Source organism: Pseudomonas sp. IAC-BECa141 (assembly GCF_020544405.1).
GTDB lineage: Bacteria > Pseudomonadota > Gammaproteobacteria > Pseudomonadales > Pseudomonadaceae > Aquipseudomonas.
In genome coordinates this window covers 223,744-240,041 of record NZ_CP065410.1, presented here as the reverse complement: position 1 = coordinate 240,041, position 16,298 = coordinate 223,744, and the positions used below count along the sequence as shown (strand labels likewise).

General features: G+C 62.1%; 16 protein-coding genes. 8 read left to right on the top strand and 8 right to left on the bottom strand.

Translation table 11 applies throughout. The annotated features are described in order from the left end of the window. The first annotated feature begins 68 nt into the window (after nucleotides 1-68). Nucleotides 69-989, top strand: a complete 921-nt coding sequence (locus tag I5961_RS01050; RefSeq protein WP_085702767.1) for a LysR family transcriptional regulator — start codon at nucleotides 69-71, stop codon at nucleotides 987-989. A 39-nt stretch (nucleotides 990-1,028) separates the two neighbouring features. On the opposite strand, the gene I5961_RS01045 is transcribed toward I5961_RS01050, so the two are convergent. Continuing rightward, a complete protein-coding gene (locus tag I5961_RS01045) occupies nucleotides 1,029-2,042 on the bottom strand; it encodes an ABC transporter substrate-binding protein (RefSeq protein ID WP_227234089.1) in 1,014 nt (337 codons plus the stop codon). A 303-nt stretch (nucleotides 2,043-2,345) separates the two neighbouring features. Here I5961_RS01045 and I5961_RS01040 point away from each other — a divergent pair, with 303 nt between their 5' ends. From I5961_RS01040 to I5961_RS01030, 3 genes are read left to right on the top strand one after another with little or no spacing between them, the layout of a single operon-like run. Beyond that, on the top strand, nucleotides 2,346-3,944 hold the full coding sequence (locus tag I5961_RS01040; RefSeq protein ID WP_227234088.1) for an ABC transporter permease: 1,599 nt from the start codon (nucleotides 2,346-2,348) through the stop codon (nucleotides 3,942-3,944). Continuing rightward, a complete protein-coding gene (locus I5961_RS01035) occupies nucleotides 3,941-4,756 on the top strand; it encodes an ABC transporter ATP-binding protein (protein WP_085702770.1) in 816 nt (271 codons plus the stop codon). Before I5961_RS01040 ends, I5961_RS01035 begins: the two co-directional genes overlap by 4 nt. 14 nt (nucleotides 4,757-4,770) lie before the next feature. Further along, on the top strand, nucleotides 4,771-6,381 hold the full coding sequence (locus tag I5961_RS01030) for an arylsulfatase (RefSeq protein WP_227234086.1): 1,611 nt from the start codon (nucleotides 4,771-4,773) through the stop codon (nucleotides 6,379-6,381). Between the two features lie 118 nt (nucleotides 6,382-6,499). Here I5961_RS01030 and I5961_RS01025 read toward each other — a convergent pair whose 3' ends face one another. Next, complete coding sequence (locus I5961_RS01025; RefSeq protein WP_227234085.1) at nucleotides 6,500-7,576, bottom strand: fatty acid desaturase; 1,077 nt, start codon at nucleotides 7,574-7,576, stop codon at nucleotides 6,500-6,502. 100 nt (nucleotides 7,577-7,676) lie between these two features. Between I5961_RS01025 and I5961_RS01020 the strand changes: the two genes are divergently transcribed. Continuing rightward, nucleotides 7,677-8,681: an AraC family transcriptional regulator gene (locus I5961_RS01020; protein ID WP_085697975.1), complete on the top strand. Its 1,005-nt coding sequence runs from the start codon at nucleotides 7,677-7,679 to the stop codon at nucleotides 8,679-8,681. Between the two features lie 132 nt (nucleotides 8,682-8,813). Here I5961_RS01020 and I5961_RS01015 read toward each other — a convergent pair whose 3' ends face one another. Together I5961_RS01015 and I5961_RS01010 are read right to left on the bottom strand one after the other, a co-directional pair. Next, nucleotides 8,814-10,199: a heavy metal sensor histidine kinase gene (locus I5961_RS01015; RefSeq protein ID WP_227234083.1), complete on the bottom strand. Its 1,386-nt coding sequence runs from the start codon at nucleotides 10,197-10,199 to the stop codon at nucleotides 8,814-8,816. Further along, nucleotides 10,189-10,869, bottom strand: a complete 681-nt coding sequence (locus tag I5961_RS01010) for a heavy metal response regulator transcription factor (protein WP_085697973.1) — start codon at nucleotides 10,867-10,869, stop codon at nucleotides 10,189-10,191. The genes I5961_RS01015 and I5961_RS01010 overlap by 11 nt, the downstream gene beginning before the upstream one ends. 136 nt (nucleotides 10,870-11,005) lie before the next feature. Here I5961_RS01010 and I5961_RS01005 point away from each other — a divergent pair, with 136 nt between their 5' ends. Further along, a complete protein-coding gene (locus tag I5961_RS01005; RefSeq protein WP_227234082.1) occupies nucleotides 11,006-11,488 on the top strand; it encodes a GlcG/HbpS family heme-binding protein in 483 nt (160 codons plus the stop codon). A gap of 16 nt (nucleotides 11,489-11,504) precedes the next feature. Next, complete coding sequence (gene uraH / locus I5961_RS01000) at nucleotides 11,505-11,915, top strand: hydroxyisourate hydrolase (protein ID WP_085697971.1); 411 nt, start codon at nucleotides 11,505-11,507, stop codon at nucleotides 11,913-11,915. A 123-nt stretch (nucleotides 11,916-12,038) separates the two neighbouring features. Here uraH and I5961_RS00995 read toward each other — a convergent pair whose 3' ends face one another. Next, entirely contained in the window at nucleotides 12,039-12,722 is a 684-nt protein-coding gene (locus I5961_RS00995) for a Crp/Fnr family transcriptional regulator (protein ID WP_227234080.1), read from the bottom strand. Nucleotides 12,723-12,807: 85 nt separating this feature from the next. Here I5961_RS00995 and I5961_RS00990 point away from each other — a divergent pair, with 85 nt between their 5' ends. Then, nucleotides 12,808-13,332 carry a DUF962 domain-containing protein gene (locus tag I5961_RS00990; RefSeq protein WP_227234079.1) on the top strand — a complete coding sequence of 175 codons (525 nt, stop codon included), beginning with the start codon at nucleotides 12,808-12,810 and terminating at the stop codon, nucleotides 13,330-13,332. A gap of 182 nt (nucleotides 13,333-13,514) precedes the next feature. Here the strand turns inward: I5961_RS00990 and I5961_RS00985 are convergent, their stop codons facing one another. Genes I5961_RS00985 through cysT form a run of 3 tightly spaced genes read right to left on the bottom strand, consistent with a single transcriptional unit; the run spans nucleotide 13,515 to nucleotide 16,212 of the window. Next, on the bottom strand, nucleotides 13,515-14,504 hold the full coding sequence (locus tag I5961_RS00985; protein WP_085697968.1) for a sulfate/molybdate ABC transporter ATP-binding protein: 990 nt from the start codon (nucleotides 14,502-14,504) through the stop codon (nucleotides 13,515-13,517). Between the two features lie 3 nt (nucleotides 14,505-14,507). Next, on the bottom strand, nucleotides 14,508-15,380 hold the full coding sequence (gene cysW, locus I5961_RS00980) for a sulfate ABC transporter permease subunit CysW (protein ID WP_007952817.1): 873 nt from the start codon (nucleotides 15,378-15,380) through the stop codon (nucleotides 14,508-14,510). Between the two features lie 13 nt (nucleotides 15,381-15,393). Further along, nucleotides 15,394-16,212, bottom strand: a complete 819-nt coding sequence (cysT, locus tag I5961_RS00975; RefSeq protein WP_007952818.1) for a sulfate ABC transporter permease subunit CysT — start codon at nucleotides 16,210-16,212, stop codon at nucleotides 15,394-15,396. Nucleotides 16,213-16,298: the final 86 nt, after the last annotated feature.

The following is a 16,298-nucleotide window of genomic DNA, read 5'->3' as shown; positions in this document are numbered from 1 at the left end:
CATTTAAAACCTCAGGCAGCCCTCGTCGCAAATGCCTTCGAGCTATTTTTAGGATGCCGGAAAAGCATATGGATCTTCGCCAGTTGCGCTACTTCATCGCCCTCAACGAACACCGCAGTTTTGTCCGCGCGGCCGACGCCATGGGCATCACTCAACCGGCGTTCAGCCGCAGTATTCAAGGGCTGGAGCAGGAGTTCGGCTGTGTGCTGGTGGATCGTGGCAACAAGGATCTGCGCCCCACGCCCGAAGGCCAGGTGGTGCTGCAGCACGCCCTGACGCTGGTGCAAGGCGCGGCATTGCTCAGCGCCGAAGTGACGCAGATGACCAAGCTCGACGCCGGCGAACTGCACTTCGGTTGCGGCCCGGCGCCAGCGGTGAAACTGGTGCCGGACGCGGTGGCGCAATTCATCAACGCGCACCCGAAAGTGCGCACCTGTTTTCAAGTAGATAACTGGGAAAAACTCAGCCGCGCCCTGAGCCGCGAGGAGATCGAATTCTTCATCGCCGACATCCGCCATTTCGAGTCCGACCCGAACTTCCAGACCCAGCCGCTGACTCCCAAGCGCGGAGTGTTTTTCTGCCGGCCGGGGCATCCGCTGCTGGCCAAGGAAAGCCTGTCGACCAACGACATGTTCGACTACCCGCTGGCGACCACGCTGATTCCGCCGGGCATTCGCAAATTGCTGGCGAATCTCAGCGGCCGGATCGATTTCTCACCGACCATCGAGACCGAGCATTTTCCGGCGCTGGTGAAAGTGGTGCTGCAGTCCAACGCGATCGGCGTCGGCACCGAAGAGGCCTTTGTCGAGGACATCGCCCAAGGCTCGCTGGCGCTGCTGCACTGGCGCAATCTGCCGCAGAACCTGGAGAGCATGAATGCGCGGTGCGGGATCGTCAGCCGTACGGGATTCCGGCTGTCACCGGCGGCGCGGGCGATGATCGAGACGCTGGTGGCGGTGGACAAACAGGAAGTCAGCGTCGCGGTTTGAGGGTCATTCCCACGCTCTGCGCGGGAATGACCGCATGACTCAAAGCTTCGCAGCCGCCAGCTCCGGCGCCACCCACTCGTTCACCTTGAACGGCTTGCGGATCAGCTTCTGCTGCGCCGCCAGATCCACTTTTCCCTGCAGGTTTTCGAGGAACAGAGGATCCAGTGTCGAGGGGAACACTTCACTCAGGTTCTGATCCTTCAGATCCTGGGTCAGAATGACCGGCGGGTAGCTCGCCAGCCCCGAGACCAGTTGCACGTAGGCGTCCTTGTTGCCGTCCTGAGTCAGCCACTCCACTGCCTGTTGCTGCGCCTTGAGCAGCTTCGCCACGGCGTCCGGATGCCCATCGACAAACTTGCCGGTTCCTACCAGCACCGACTGCACACTGCCTGCACCGCCGAGATCCTTGGTGTTCAGGGGCAACTCGGCCAGGCCCTTGGCCTGCAATGCAGTCAGCCCGGAGCTACCCCACGACGCATCGATCTGCTTCGCCGCCAACGCCGCCACCGCTGCGTTGAAATCGAGGTTGATCACTTTCACGTCCTTCTCGCTCAGGCCTACGCTGGCCAGCGCCGCGTCAAACGACAACTGGGTCGCCGTACCCCGGAAGATCGCCACGCGCTTGCCCTTGAGATCCTGCAACGTCTTGATCCCGGAACCCGGCACCACGCCGAGGTATTGCTTCACTCCCCGGGCGCTGGCGCTGAGCAGGCGCGTATCCAGTCCGTTGGACTTGCCGATGATCGCCGCCAGGTCTCCGAGATAGGCCAGGTCCACCTGGCCGTTGGCGAATGCCTCGTTGATCACCGGTCCAGCGCCCTTGAAGAAGCTCCACTGAATCTTGATGCCCTGATCGGCGAAGGCCTTTTCAAAGATCTGCTGATCGCGCAGCACGTCCACGATGCCCCCGCCACTGTGCTGGGTGCCGGCGCTCAGATCAGGCACGGCAATCCTGATTTCCTTGAGCTCGTCGGCCTGGGCAGAGAACGCCAGCAGACCCGCCAGGGCCGGCGCGGCAAACAGACTGATGACACGTTTGAGACGAAAGTTCATGGGTACGGCTCCTGATCACGGCGGGCATTGAGGAGCCGAAAGTAGGCGCAATCCCCGCCAGCACTTAAATACTTAAAAAGCACATTTTTATAGCTTTTCAAGCTAAGCCAGGAAAGTCCGGCCATGCAGAGCGGTATGCAGGGAGAGCATCGAAAATATTCTTCGAATGCATTGGATGCGCGCAGGGCTGGAGGCCTTAAATGGCGCTGCTTATCTCCAAAATGATTATTTTCAAACTCGCTTATAACCATTGTTATTCAGCTAATTCCGCTAACTCGATCCAACCCGACAACGGAGGTCACCATGGCCCGTGAATCCCTGCTCAGCCTGCCCCTGGCCGCACCACCGTTGAAAAGCCGGCGCACCTGGCCAAGCCTGAGCCACCGCGTTCTACCCTGGATATTGCCGCTCGGACTGTTCGCCCTGTGGTGGCTGGCGGCGCGCAATCAATGGATGAGCGAACAGATCCTGCCGGCGCCGTCACTGGTGTGGAACAGCGCGATCGAGCTGTCCCAAGGCGAGTTGTGGAGTCACTTGTGGATCAGCCTGCAACGGCTGTTCTGGGGCCTGCTGACGGGCATTACCGCCGGCGCGGTACTCGGCGCGGCGCTGGGCTTGAGCCGTCGCCTCGAACGCTTGGTCTTCCCGACTTTCGCCGGTCTGGCCCAGGTGCCGACGCTGGCGTGGATTCCACTGTTCATGGTTTTTTTCGGCATCGGCGAAACGCTGAAACTGGTGGTGCTGGTCAAGGCCATCGTAGTGCCAGTTACCTTGCACACCCTGGTCGGCGTGCGTGACGCGCAACCGAAACTGCGCGAAGCCGCCGCCGTGTTACGCCTGCCGCCACGGTTGCTGATTCGCCGACTGGTGCTGCCCGCCGCCCTCCCCGCATTCATGGCCGGCATACGCCTGGCACTGGCCGCTGGCTGGACGTCGTTGCTTGCCGTTGAGTTGTTGGCCTCCAGCGAAGGCATCGGTTACCTGATGGTCTGGGCGCGTCAATTGTTCATGCTCGATATCGTGTTCGTGTGCATCGTGGTGATCGGCCTGATCGGCGTGGCGATGGATCGCGGCATCGGCCTGCTGGACAGGAAACTGGTGCACTGGCCGCATCCCGCCACGGCAGAAATTCGTCGCGGCCCACGCTATGAAGGCTGGCAGCGCGTGCAGCCGTGGCTGTTGCCACTGGCGCTGTTCGCGCTGTGGCAACTGGCGGTCGATCAGCAATGGATCGATGCCAACATTCTGGTCAGCCCGTGGGCAGTGCTTGAGGCGACGAAAAACGGATTGCTAGACGGCACGTTGATTTCAGGTATGGCCCTGAGCCTGGGCCGCACCCTCGGCGGCTTGCTGATTGGCGGCGGCCTCGGCCTCGTGCTGGGCTTGTTGCTGGGTCTGTCACGGACCAGCGAGCGCGTACTCGGTCCGACCCTCGCCGCCCTGCGCCAGATCGCGATTTTCGCCTGGGTGCCGCTGCTCACCGCCTGGTTCGGTCTGGGCGAACTGGCGAAGTGGGTGTTCGTCGCCCTCGCCGCTTTCTTTCCGTTGTTTGTCGCGACCCAACGCAGCGTCGCCAACCTCTCACCGCAGCTCAACGAAGCCGCACAAGTACTGCGCCTGAGCCTCGCTCAACGCCTGCGTCGATTGGTGTTGCCGGGCGCTGCGCCGGGGATTTTCGCCGGCCTGCGCCTGAGTCTGATCTACGCGTGGCTCGGCACCATCGGCGCCGAATACTTCATGCCGTCCAACGGCGGCATCGGCAGCCAGATGATCGGCGCCCAACAACTGCTGCGCATGGACCTGATCATGGCCGGGATGCTGCTGGTCGGCCTCACTGGCGCCCTGCTCAACCTCATTGGCCAACGCCTGGAAATCCGCGCCACCCGCTGGAGACACGCATGAACGCACCGATTGTCAGCTTCAACCATGTAGGCAAATCCTTCGACGTCGACGGCTTCGAACTGGAGGCGATTCGCGAGTTCAACCTCGACATTGCGGAGGGCGAGTTCGTCGCCATCGTCGGTTCCAGCGGCTGCGGCAAATCCACCCTGCTGCGCTTGCTGGTGGGCCTCGATACGCAATTTCGCGGGCAGATCACAGTCGATGGCAAAGCCGTCAACGGCATCGGCGGCGAGCGCGGCATCGTGTTTCAGGAACATCGTTTGTTCCCGTGGCTGACGGTCGCCGACAACATCGGTCTGGGCCTGGTCAATGAGCCGCTGGCTGCCTCCGAAAAACAGCAGCGCATCAACGACTTCATCGAGCTGGTGGGGCTGCGCGATTTCACTCGCGCCTATCCGCATCAACTCTCCGGCGGCATGGCCCAGCGCGTGGCGATCGCTCGCGGGCTGGTGGCAAGCCCGCGGATCTTGCTGCTCGACGAACCCTTCGGTGCCCTCGACGCACTGACCCGCCAGCAGATGCAGGACGAACTGCTGGCGATTCGTGAACGGGCAAAAATCACCACGATTCTGGTCACCCACGATGTCGAGGAAGCGATTTTCCTCGCTGATCGCGTAGTGGTGATGGAGCCACGCCCGGGCCGGATCAAACAGGTGGTGGGCATCACCCTGCCCCATCCACGCCAGCGCAGCAGTTTTGACTTCCATCAGTTGCGCGAAGAGCTGCTGCACGAACTGACCAGTGACGATCATTACCAACCGAGCGCACCGGTACAGATCCGTGATCTGCCGTTGTCGTTCATTGCCTGCTGAACAGGAGCCTGTTGATGCCGCAACGTCCCAACTTTCTGGTGATTCTGGCCGATGACCTCGGCTTCTCCGACATCGGTGCTTTTGGCGGCGAAATCGCCACGCCGAACCTCGATGCCCTGGCCAACAACGGTCTGCGCCTGACCGACTTTCATACCGCACCGACCTGCTCACCGACCCGCTCGATGCTGCTTACCGGCACCGATCACCACATCGCCGGCATCGGCACCATGGCCGAAGCGTTGACCCCGGATCTGATCGGCAAACCGGGCTACGAGGGTTACCTCAACGACCGTGTCGTCGCGTTGCCGGAGTTGCTGCGCGAAGCCGGTTACCAGACCTTGATGAGCGGCAAATGGCACCTGGGCCTGACCGCCGAACTGGCGCCCCACGCCCGTGGTTTCGAGCGTTCGTTCTCGCTGCTGCCTGGTGCGGCCAACCACTACGGATTCGAACCGACCTACGATGAGCACACGCCCGGCCTGCTGAAATCCACCCCGGCGCTGTACATCGAGGACGACACGTTCATCGACGAATTGCCGAAGGATTTCTATTCCTCCGACGCCTTCGGCGACAAGCTGTTGCAGTACCTCAAGGAGCGTGACCAGAGCCGGCCGTTCTTCGCGTACCTGCCGTTTTCCGCGCCGCACTGGCCGTTGCAGGCGCCCGCCGATATCGTCGAAAAATACCGTGGCCGCTACGACGCGGGGCCGGAAGTGCTGCGCCTTGAGCGGCTGGAAAAACTCAAGTTGCTGGGGCTGATCGAAGCGGATGTCGAGCCGCATCCGCTGATCCAGCTGACCGCGCAATGGGCTGCGCTGAGCGATGAACAAAAACGCATTTCCGCGCGGGCGATGGAGGTCTACGCCGCGATGGTCGAGCGCATGGACTGGAACATCGGCCGCGTCGTCGACTACCTGCGCCAGCAGGGCCAGCTCGACAATACCTTCATCCTGTTCATGTCCGACAACGGTGCCGAAGGCGCGCTGCTGGAGGCCTTCCCCAAGTTCGGCCCGCAATTGCTGACCTATCTGAACCAGCATTACGACAACAGCCTCGACAACATCGGCCGCGCCAATTCCTACGTCTGGTACGGACCGAACTGGGCGCAGGTGGCGACCGCGCCGTCACGCCTGTTCAAAGCGTTCACCACCGAGGGCGGGATTCGCGTTCCGGCACTGTTGCACTATCCGCAGCTGCCGCTCAAGGGGCAGATCAGCCATGGTTTCGGCACGGTGATGGACATCACGCCGACCCTCCTCGATCTGGCCGGCGTGCGCCATCCCGGCAAGCAGTGGCACGGCAAACCGGTGGCGCCGTTGCGCGGGAAATCGTGGCTGGGTTTCCTGTCCGGCGAGACGGCGCAGGTGCATGACGAACACACCGTCACTGGATGGGAGTTGTTCGGGCGCCGGGCGATTCGGCAGGGTCAGTGGAAGGCAGTGTGGATCCCCGGGCCGGTGGGGCCGGCGACCTGGCAGCTTTATGACTTGGGGAGTGATCCTGGGGAGATTCATGACCTGGCGTCGAGTAAGCCGGACAAGCTCAACACCTTGATCGAGCACTGGCAAAAGTATGTGGAAGAGACTGGCGTGATTTTGAGTGCCTCGCCGTTTCAGCCGGATTGAGGTTGCCCGACCTGACGCCTTCGCGGGCAAGTCGAATCGTCGCACCGCCGCTCCCACAGTTGAAATGCATTCCCCTGTGGGAGCGGGCTTGCCCGCGAAGAGGCCCGCAAACTCACCATCAAGCCCGGGCTGTACGTGCGTTTTCTTGCACCTCTGCTTCATCCTTGCGAACAAACCGGTTCGCCCGCCCGAACGTCCCGAAATCATTGAAACGAACCCCCATCTCCCGCATCACCTTATGCGCCACCGGCACCGTCAACTGGCGAATGTAAAACGGCTCCTTCACCACAAAATGATGAATCCCGTGGCTGCTGCCGAAGTTGAAGCAGAACGCCTGCAACGGCCACAGCCACCAAGGGTTCAATACCTGGCATTGCTGAAGAACGTTACCCGGCTCCACATCCCCGTAGTAATGCATGTTCGAACTGATGAAGTGCAGGCAAAACGTGCGCAACACGTTCGGGCCGATGATCACCACGGCGGCGATATCGATCACCTGCATCACCGACAACGTGGTCGCTGACCATTCAATCGGTGAACCCATCAAGTCAGCAATTCCGTTGGCCGCATGAAACCCGAGAAACACATACCACGCGCCCCAATGCACCAGCGCCAACGGCGCGTAGACCTTCAGTGAGCGCTTGATGATGCTGAATTTATGCGCCCAGGTCTTGGCCCGCAGCATGCGGATGAACGCCGACATCACGTTGTCACCCACCATCAGCAACCGCGCAAAACCCCAGGGTTCGCCGTTGGTGATCGCGCGTTCTTCCATGTCGGTTTCAGTGCCGGACACCTTGTGGTGATTGAGGTGCAAATGGCGACGAATCCACGGGTTGATCGTGCTCGGCCGCGCCAGCCACACCAGGCCCATCATCAGGTTGTGCGGCACGCGCTGTTTGCGGAAATACATGCTGTGGATCAGGTCGTGCTCGAGTTCGTGGGTCAGCGAGGCGAAAAACGCGTTGAGCAACAGGCACGCCCACCCTGCCATGTGCCCGGTGATGTAGAGCGCCGCCGAACCGATCATCCCGGCCAGGGCAAACGCCAGAATCCCCGCACCGAGGGCGTCCTGATGCTTGAGAATCGGGTAGCGCTCGCGCAGCTCGACGCCCTTGGCCAGCACCACTTCGCGAATATGCGCTGATCGCTGGGCAGCATTGTGTCGCCGGGGACTTGCAGAAGTACGGTCCATGCTTCCATCCTCTGGTTATTGATGTTCGCATCCTGCCCCGCGCGGGTTCCGAACGCGGTAGCCGAGAACGCCAACCTGTTGACCGGAAGCGCCAACCAGCATGAAGGAACCGACTTCTCTCGCCAGCTGGACCCGTGCCCTGCGCAAGCAACTCGACGCGCTGGGGCTGGACAGCACTGCCCTGTGCCAGCAGGCCGGGCTCGATCCGCAACTGATGGACGACCCGAACGCCCGCTACCCGCTATCCGCGACGACACGCCTGTGGGAAATCGCGGTGCAGGTCAGCGGTGATCCGGCGATCGGTTTGCGGGTTTCGCGGTTCGTCAGCCCTACGACATTTCACGCACTGGGCTACGCGTTGGTGGCCAGCGGCAGCCTGCGGGAAGTGTTCGAGCGGATCGTGCGTTATCACCAGGTGGTCAGCGACGCGCTGGAACTGGAGCTGACCCGCACCGAAGACCGCTATCGGTTTCGCCTGAAAATCCCGGCGGACAACCCGGCGCCCGCCTTCGAGGCCATCGACGCCTTCGCCGCAATCTACGTGCGCACCTGCCGCAATCGCCTCGGCCGCGACTACGCGCCGCTGGCGGTGTACCTGCGCCGCCCGGAACCCGCTGACGCGCATCAATGGCACAAGGTGTTCCGCGCACCCGTGCATTTTTCCGCCGAAGAAGACCGCATCGAATTCGCCCTCGCCGACTTCGACAGCCATCTCGACGATGCCAACCCGGAACTGGCCGAGCACAACGAAGCCGTGCTCAAACGCACCCTCGCTCAGCTCAAGCCGCTGACCTGGGAGCGCAAGGTGCGCGACGCCATCGAAGAACAACTGCCCGAAGGCGAACCCAGCGCCGAACGCATCGCCCAGGCCCTGCACCTGAGCCTGCGCAGCCTGCAAAGGCACCTGGCGGACGAGGGTTGTCGCTTCGATACGCTATTGAATGAAAGCCGCGAGAACCTCGCGCTGCTGCACCTGCGCGATCCGCAATGCTCGCTGAGTGAGGTCAGTTATCTGCTGGGGTTTGCCGATACGAGCAGCTTCAGCCGCGCGTTCAAGCGCTGGACGGGAATGACGCCGGGGCAGTTTCGGGATCAGTTGCGTTGAAGGGGCCGGAACTTGTACTGAATCGACCAGCCTCTTCGCGGGCAAGCCCGCTCCCACAAGGATTGGGGCGTACAAAAACCCTGTGTCACACCTCGACTAGTGGGGGAGCAGGCTTGCCCGCGAAGAGGCCATTCAGATCGCTGCAAATCCAAGCTCAAACACCGTACCCGTTGCACCACTGCTGACCCGCACCCGCCCTCCATGCAACTGCATGATCGACTGCACGATCGCCAGTCCCAAGCCGCCGGAATCTCCAGGCTGCGCGCGGGACGGGTCGACGCGGTAGAAGCGGTCGAACAGTTTGTCCAGATGCTCCTGCGCGATGACCGGGCCGAGGTTGTGGACTTGCAGCCAGCACATGCCTGGTTCGTCGCGCCGGCGCAGGCTGATGATCGAACCGGCGTCGGCATGGCGCACGGCGTTGGCCAACAGATTGCCCAAGGCGCGTTGCAGCAGTTGCTGATCGGCCAGCAATTCTCCGCTGAACGTGTTTTCGAGGCGGATTCCCCGGTCGTCGGCCAGGGCTTCGAAGTAGTCGCACAACTCATCGCCGATGTCGTGCAGTTCCAGCGTGCGCAGATCGAGCGCTCGCTCGGCCTGCTCGGCGCGGGCGAGAAACATCAGGTTTTCGGCCATGCGCTTGAGCCGCTCGAACTCCTCCATGTTCGACGCCAGCACTTCCTGATACTCGGCGCTGCTGCGCGGGTAATTGAGTGCCTGGCCGTTGCTCGCGAGCAAGGTGTGCAGGGGCGTGCGGATTTCATGGGCGAGGTCGGCGGAAAACTGTGAGAGGCGCTGGAAGCCATCGTCCAGCCGTACCAGCATGCCGTTCAGCGCGTGCACCGGTTCCAGCAATTCCGCTGGCGTGCCGGCGGTGGGAACGCGTTGATCGAGGCTGCGCAGGTCGATGCCGCGCAGCGCTTCACTCAGCTTGCGCAGAGGCCGCAAACCTCGGCGCAGCAGCACCAGGCCCAGCGTGAAGGCGAGCACGGCACCCAGCCCGACCGCCAGATACAAGCGCAGCCGATAGCTGCCTAGCATCTGCTCGCGCTCGCTCAAGACCTTGCCAGCAATCACGGTCAGCGCTTCACCGTTCGGACCTTGAGCCTGACCTGACAACAGCGCCAGCTCGACACCGTCCGCCGCTTGCCAGGTCAGCACATCGCGGCGTTGCGGCGGCTGCTCTCGCGCAATGGCCTGTATGGACGGCAGTTCGCGCTGACGAGGGTTGATCGTGATCACATTCGAGCCGTCCGCGCGTTGCACCAGCAGCAGACTGTCGAGGTTGCCCAGCATGTTCTGGTAAAGCCGTGGCCGCGCCTGCAAGGCGTCTAGGCTGTCGCTGTCGGCGAGCAGCGCGCGCACCTGTTCCAGGCGACCGAGCAACGCCATGTCGTCGCGCCAGGCGATTTCCGAGGCCAGCGAGCGATACAGGAACACGCCGATCGCGCTGAGTACCAGCGCGCAGACGGCAGCGAACGCCAGGGCCAGGCGCCAGGCGATGGATCTAGCGCGCATCGTCGGGGGCTTCGAGTTGATAGCCGACTCCGCGCACGGTGTGGATCAGTTTGGGCATGTACGGATCATCGACTTTCGAACGCAAGCGACGCACCGCGACTTCGACCATGTTGGTGTCGCTGTCGAAATTCAGGTTCCACACTTGCGAAGCGATCAGCGTGCGCGACAGCACTTCGCCCTGGCGGCTGGCGAGCAGATGCAGCAGGGCGAATTCCTTGTTGGTCAGGGCGATGCGCTGGCCGCCCCGACTGACGCGGCGGCGCAGCACGTCGATTTCCAGATCGGCGATGCTGTACGACTCGGCCTCACGCATTGGCCCGCGTCGTAACAACGTGCGCACCCGCGCCAGCAATTCGGCAAAGGCGAACGGTTTGAGCAAATAGTCATCGGCCCCCAGTTCGAGGCCGCGCACGCGGTCTTCGATGGCATCCTTCGCCGTCAGGAACAGCACCGGCGTGGCGCCGCGCTGACGGATCAGCTGGAGCAATTGCCAGCCGTTGAGGCCCGGCAGCATCACGTCGAGGATGATCAGGTCGTATTCCTGCTGCTCGATGAAGTAGCGCCCGTCGAGGCCATTGAGTGCCACGTCCACGGCGAAACCCGACTCGCCCAGCCCTTTGGCGAGGAAATTCGCGGTTTTGGCTTCATCTTCTACGACCAGCAAACGCATGGCACACCTCGATTGATCAGAGACACAGGCTAGGCTCCTTCGACCGTGTTGCCCATTACAAACTTGTAATCCGACTGACGAGGTTTCGACGGGGACCGGCGGATAAGGTGACGGCCTTCGCTTTTGGAGCCTGCCCATGTCCGTCAAATACCTGCTTGCCAGCCTCGCGATCGGCCTCAGCGGCGCGGCGCACGCCACGCCTGAGCTGCCCCGTCACGCTGATCTCGATCTGAAAACCGCGCGGCTGCTGGCCGACGCGGCGCTGGAAAACTGCACCGCCACGGTGTCGGTGCTCGACCGTGGCGGCAACCTGTTGGTGACCTTGCGCGGCGACGGTATCGGCCCGCATAACACCGCCGCCAGCCAACGCAAGGCCTACACCGCGCTGTCGACGAAAACCCCGACCCGGCTGTTCGCCGAGCGCGCCCGCAGCAATCCGGAAACCGCCAACCTCAACACCCTTGATGAGTTGCTGCTGCTCGGCGGCGGCATTCCGCTATTCGCCGAAAAAGAACTGGTCGGCGCCATGGGCGTGGCCGGTTCCGGCGGCGGCGAGCAGGACGAAACCTGCGCAATCAAGGCTGCCGACATCGTCGGCCTGTCCATCAACCGTACTTGAACCCAGGAGCATCACCATGACCCCACTGCGCATCACTTTCGCCGCGCTCGGCCTGAGTGCTTTTTCGAGCCTGACACTGGCCGCCGGCAACCCGCTGAGCGTGCACGTGCTCAATCTGGAAAACGGCCTGCCGTCGCCGGGCATCAACGTGACGCTGGAGCGTCACGTCGGCCAGAACTGGCAGCCGCTGGCGCAGGGCACCACCAATGAACAGGGACGGATCGCCGAATTGTTCCCGGCGAACAAACCGTTCGAGGCGGGTGAATATCGGGTGGTGTTCAAGACCGGCGAGTACTTCGAGAAGGCGAAGCACGAAACGTTTTTCCCGGAGATTCCGGTGATTTTTCAAGTGAAGCAGACGGATCAGCACTATCACATCCCACTGCTGCTGAGCCCTTATGGCTTCTCGACCTATCGCGGCTCGTAAGCCACATACAATTCCCCTGTGGGAGCGGGCTTGCCCGCGATGGCGTCGTGTCAATCGACATAGAGGACAACTGACAGCCCCCAATCGCGGGCAAGCCCGCTCCCACAGGGATAGTAGTGAACACTAAAGTGTGGCAAGTGCCCGCAGGCGATCAGTGTCGAGGATTTCGATTTCGCCATAACTCAAGCCGATAATCCCCTGCCCCTGCAACTCCTTGAGAATCTGGTTGGTGGTCTGCCGCGACAGCGACAGCATCGACGCCAGCTGTTCCTGAGGCAGTTGCAGCACGCGGCGCGGCGGGTCGAGTTCGCCGTAGCCTTCAGCGATCATCAGCAAGCGATGAGCCAGACGCGCCGGGGCCGGCAGCAGGCTCAGCTGTTCGAGGTTGATGAAGGTCAGGCGCAGTTTGTGGCTCATCAACAATGCGAGATGCCGCCAGTAGACGGGTTGCTCGTCGAGCAATTTCAGCAGTGTGGCTTGCGGGATATTCAGCAACAGACACGGGCCGACCGCATAAGCATCATGGGTGCGGGGCTGGCCGTCGAACAGGCATATTTCGCCGAACCAGTGCGGCGCTTCCACCAGGCTCAGCAACGCCTCTTTGCCCTGCTCGCTGACCGCGCCGATGCGTACCGCGCCATCGAGCACCGCGTACAGCCCGCACGGCGCATCACCGCGCTGGAACAGCCGCTGCCCCGCCGCCAGCCGCCGCTCCTTTGCCGCCGCCAGCAGACTATTCTGAAAGGACGAAGGCAGATGACTGAACCATTGCCCGGTCAACAGGCGCTCGCGCCAGACCTTTTCCATGCGTTCTCCTAAAGATTGTCGCCTGCCTGACAGAGCGAGCCGTGAACCCGGGGCATGATTCGATCACCCTACAGGAGGAACAACAATGAAAAGCCTCGTCGATCATTTGAGTCAATACGCCGCTTACCACCGTGACCCGCGCAACATCGCCAGCCACTTTATCGGGATCCCGCTGATCGTAGTGGCGGTGGCTGTGCTGTTGTCGCGGCCGGAATGGTCGGTGGGCGGATTGTGGATTTCCCCGGCGGTGGCTGCCGCCCTTGCGTCGGCGTGGTTTTACCTGCGCCTGGAACTAATGCTCGGGGTGTTGATGACCGCACTCATGGGGCTATCGGTCTGGGCCGGGCACGTCCTGGCGCAGCAGAGCACCATGGTCTGGCTCAGCAGCGGTCTGGCGATGTTTGTGATCGGCTGGGTGATCCAGTTTGTCGGTCACCACTACGAGGGGCGCAAACCGGCGTTTGTCGATGACTTGAGCGGGTTGATTGTCGGGCCGCTGTTTGTGGTGGCTGAACTGGCGTTCATGCTCGGGATGCGGCATGAGCTGAAAGAACAGATCGAAGCGCGGGCGGGTGTGGTGCGGGTCAATCCGAACAGGGCCGCTGTGTAGGCCGCTTTCGAGAGCAAGCTCGCTCCCACAGGGATCCAGTCGTTCACAAATGTCGTGTTCGCTGAAAAACTGTCGCTCGTTCCCACGCTCTGCGTGGGAATGAATCCCGTGACGCTCCGCGTCGCAGTGGACGCGGAGCGTCCATAGCGGCGTTCCCACGCGGAGCGTGGGAACGCGCGAGGTCAAACGTTGGCGACTTTCTGCCAGACCTTCGGCTTGAAGAACAACGTCTCACCCTTCGCCAACCCGGTCAGGCTGTCGTGATCCTTCACCACTTCCGCCTCGATCAGATCGGTTTGCCCCTCAACCTTCAACGTCACCCGCGTGGTCGCGCCCAGCGGCCGGATATCGCGGACTTCAGCGGCGTGGTGATCCTCCAGCTCATGCCGCGACAGCGACACTTCGTGGGGGCGGAACAGCACGTGATTGTCATCGCCCAGATGCAGACGGTTCGAGTCGCCAAGGAAGTGGTAGACGAAATCACTGGCCGGGTTTTCGTAGACGTCGCCCGGTGAGCCGATCTGCTCGATCACACCCTTGTTCATCACCACGATTCGGTCGGCCACTTCCATTGCCTCTTCCTGGTCGTGGGTCACGAATACCGAGGTCAGGTTGATGTCTTCGTGCAGGCGCGCCAGCCAGCGGCGCAGCTCTTTACGCACCTTGGCGTCGAGGGCGCCGAACGGCTCGTCGAGCAGCAGCACTTTCGGCTCTACCGCCAGGGCACGGGCCAGGGCGATACGTTGACGCTGACCGCCGGACAGTTGCTCCGGATAACGATCCGACAGCCAGTCCAGTTGCACCATGTTCAGCAGCTCGTGAACCTTGGTCGCAATCTGGCTTTCGCTCGGGCGCTGGTTTTTCGGCTTCATGCGCAGGCCGAACGCGACGTTGTCGAACACGGTCATGTGGCGGAACAGGGCGTAGTGCTGGAACACGAACCCGACGTTGCGATCCCGCACGTCGTGGCCGGAAACGTCTTCACCGTGGAACACGATGTTGCCGTTATCCGGGGTTTCCAGACCGGCAATGATGCGCAGCAAGGTGGTCTTGCCGCAGCCGGACGGGCCGAGCAGCGCCACCAGCTCACCGCTTTGGATGTCCAGGCTGATGTTGTCCAGCGCCTTGAACGCATTGAAATTCTTGCTGACGTTACGCACTTCGATCGACATGAATTATTCCTCCGCGGCGCTGGCGCGCAGGCGGTTGATACGGTTTTCGCTCCACTGCTTGAGCAGCAGGATGAAGAGCGCCAGGATCAGCAACAGACTCGCCACGGCGAACGCGGCCACGTGGTTGTATTCGTTGTAGAGGATCTCGACATGCAGCGGCAAGGTGTTGGTCACCCCGCGAATGTGCCCGGAAACCACCGACACCGCGCCGAACTCACCCATGGCCCGCGCAGTACACAACACCACGCCGTAGATCAGGCCCCACTTGATGTTGGGGACGGTCACGTGCCAGAACATCTGCCAGCCGTTGGCGCCGAGCAGACGCGCGGCTTCCTCTTCCTGAGTGCCTTGTTCCTGCATCAGCGGGATCAGCTCGCGGGCCACGAACGGCACGGTGACGAAGATCGTCGCCAGCACGATGCCCGGCAGGGCGAAGACGATCTGGATGTCGTGATCCTGCAGCCACGGCCCGAACAGGCCCTGGGCGCCGAACATCAACACGTAGACCAGACCGGCGATCACCGGCGACACCGAGAACGGCAGGTCGATCAGCGTCACCAGCATGCTCTTGCCACGGAACGAGTATTTGCTCACGCACCACGCGGCGCTGACACCGAACACCAGGTTCAACGGGACCGAAATCAGCACCGCGATCACGGTGAGTTTCAGCGCCGACAAGGCATCCGGTTCAAAGATCGCAGTGAAGAAGGCACCGAGGCCGTTCTTCAATCCCTGCGACACCACGATGAACAGCGGCAGCACCAGGAACAGGAAGAAAATCAGCCAGCCGAGGCCGATCAGAATCCGCCGCGAAGTGGCACTGCCACGGCGGGCGGCATTGGCCGAGGAAGCGGCCGCAATAGACGATTGGGACATGGTTCGCGCCTCCTTATGGGGTTTCGATGCGCCGCTGCAGCAAGTTGATCAGCAGCAACAGGACGAAGGAAACCACCAGCATCAACACGCCGATGGAGGTAGCGCCGGTGTAATCGTATTGGTCGAGCTTGACCATGATCAGCAGCGGCAGGATCTCGGTTTTCATCGGCATGTTGCCGGCGATGAAAATCACCGAACCGTATTCGCCAACGCCCCGGGCGAACGCCAGGGCAAAACCGGTCAGCCAGGCTGGCAACAGCGCCGGCAGCAGGATGTGACGGAACACCTGCAGCGGTTTGGCACCGAGGCACGCCGCGGCTTCTTCGACTTCCCGCGGGATGTCCGCCAGCACCGGCTGCACCGTGCGCACCACGAACGGCAGGGTCACGAAGGTCAGCGCCAAGGTAATCCCGAGCGGGGTGTAGGCGATCTTGAAACCGAGGTCTGCAGCGAACTGCCCGACCAGCCCGGTCGGCGTGTACAGCGCCGTCAGCGCGATACCGGCCACCGCGGTCGGCAGGGCGAACGGCAGATCGATCATCGCGTCGATCACCTTGCGTCCCGGGAACGTGTAGCGCACCAGAACCCAGGCCAGCAACGTGCCGATGATGCCGTTGATGATCGCGGCGCACAGCGCAGTGCCGAAGCTCAGCTTCAGTGCGGCCAGAACCCGGGGCGCGGAGATGATCGTCCAGAACTGATCCCAGGTGAGTTGGGCGGCGTGGACGAACATCGCCGCCAGCGGGATTAGCACAATCAGGCTGAGGTACACCAAGGTGTAGCCCAGCGTCAGCCCGAAGCCGGGTATGACGGGGGAGATACGACGCGACATAAAAGTCCTTGGTTAAAAAACGTTCCGCTGAACGCACTAATGTGGGAGCGAGCTTGCTTGCGAAGAGGGAGCATCATTCAACACTT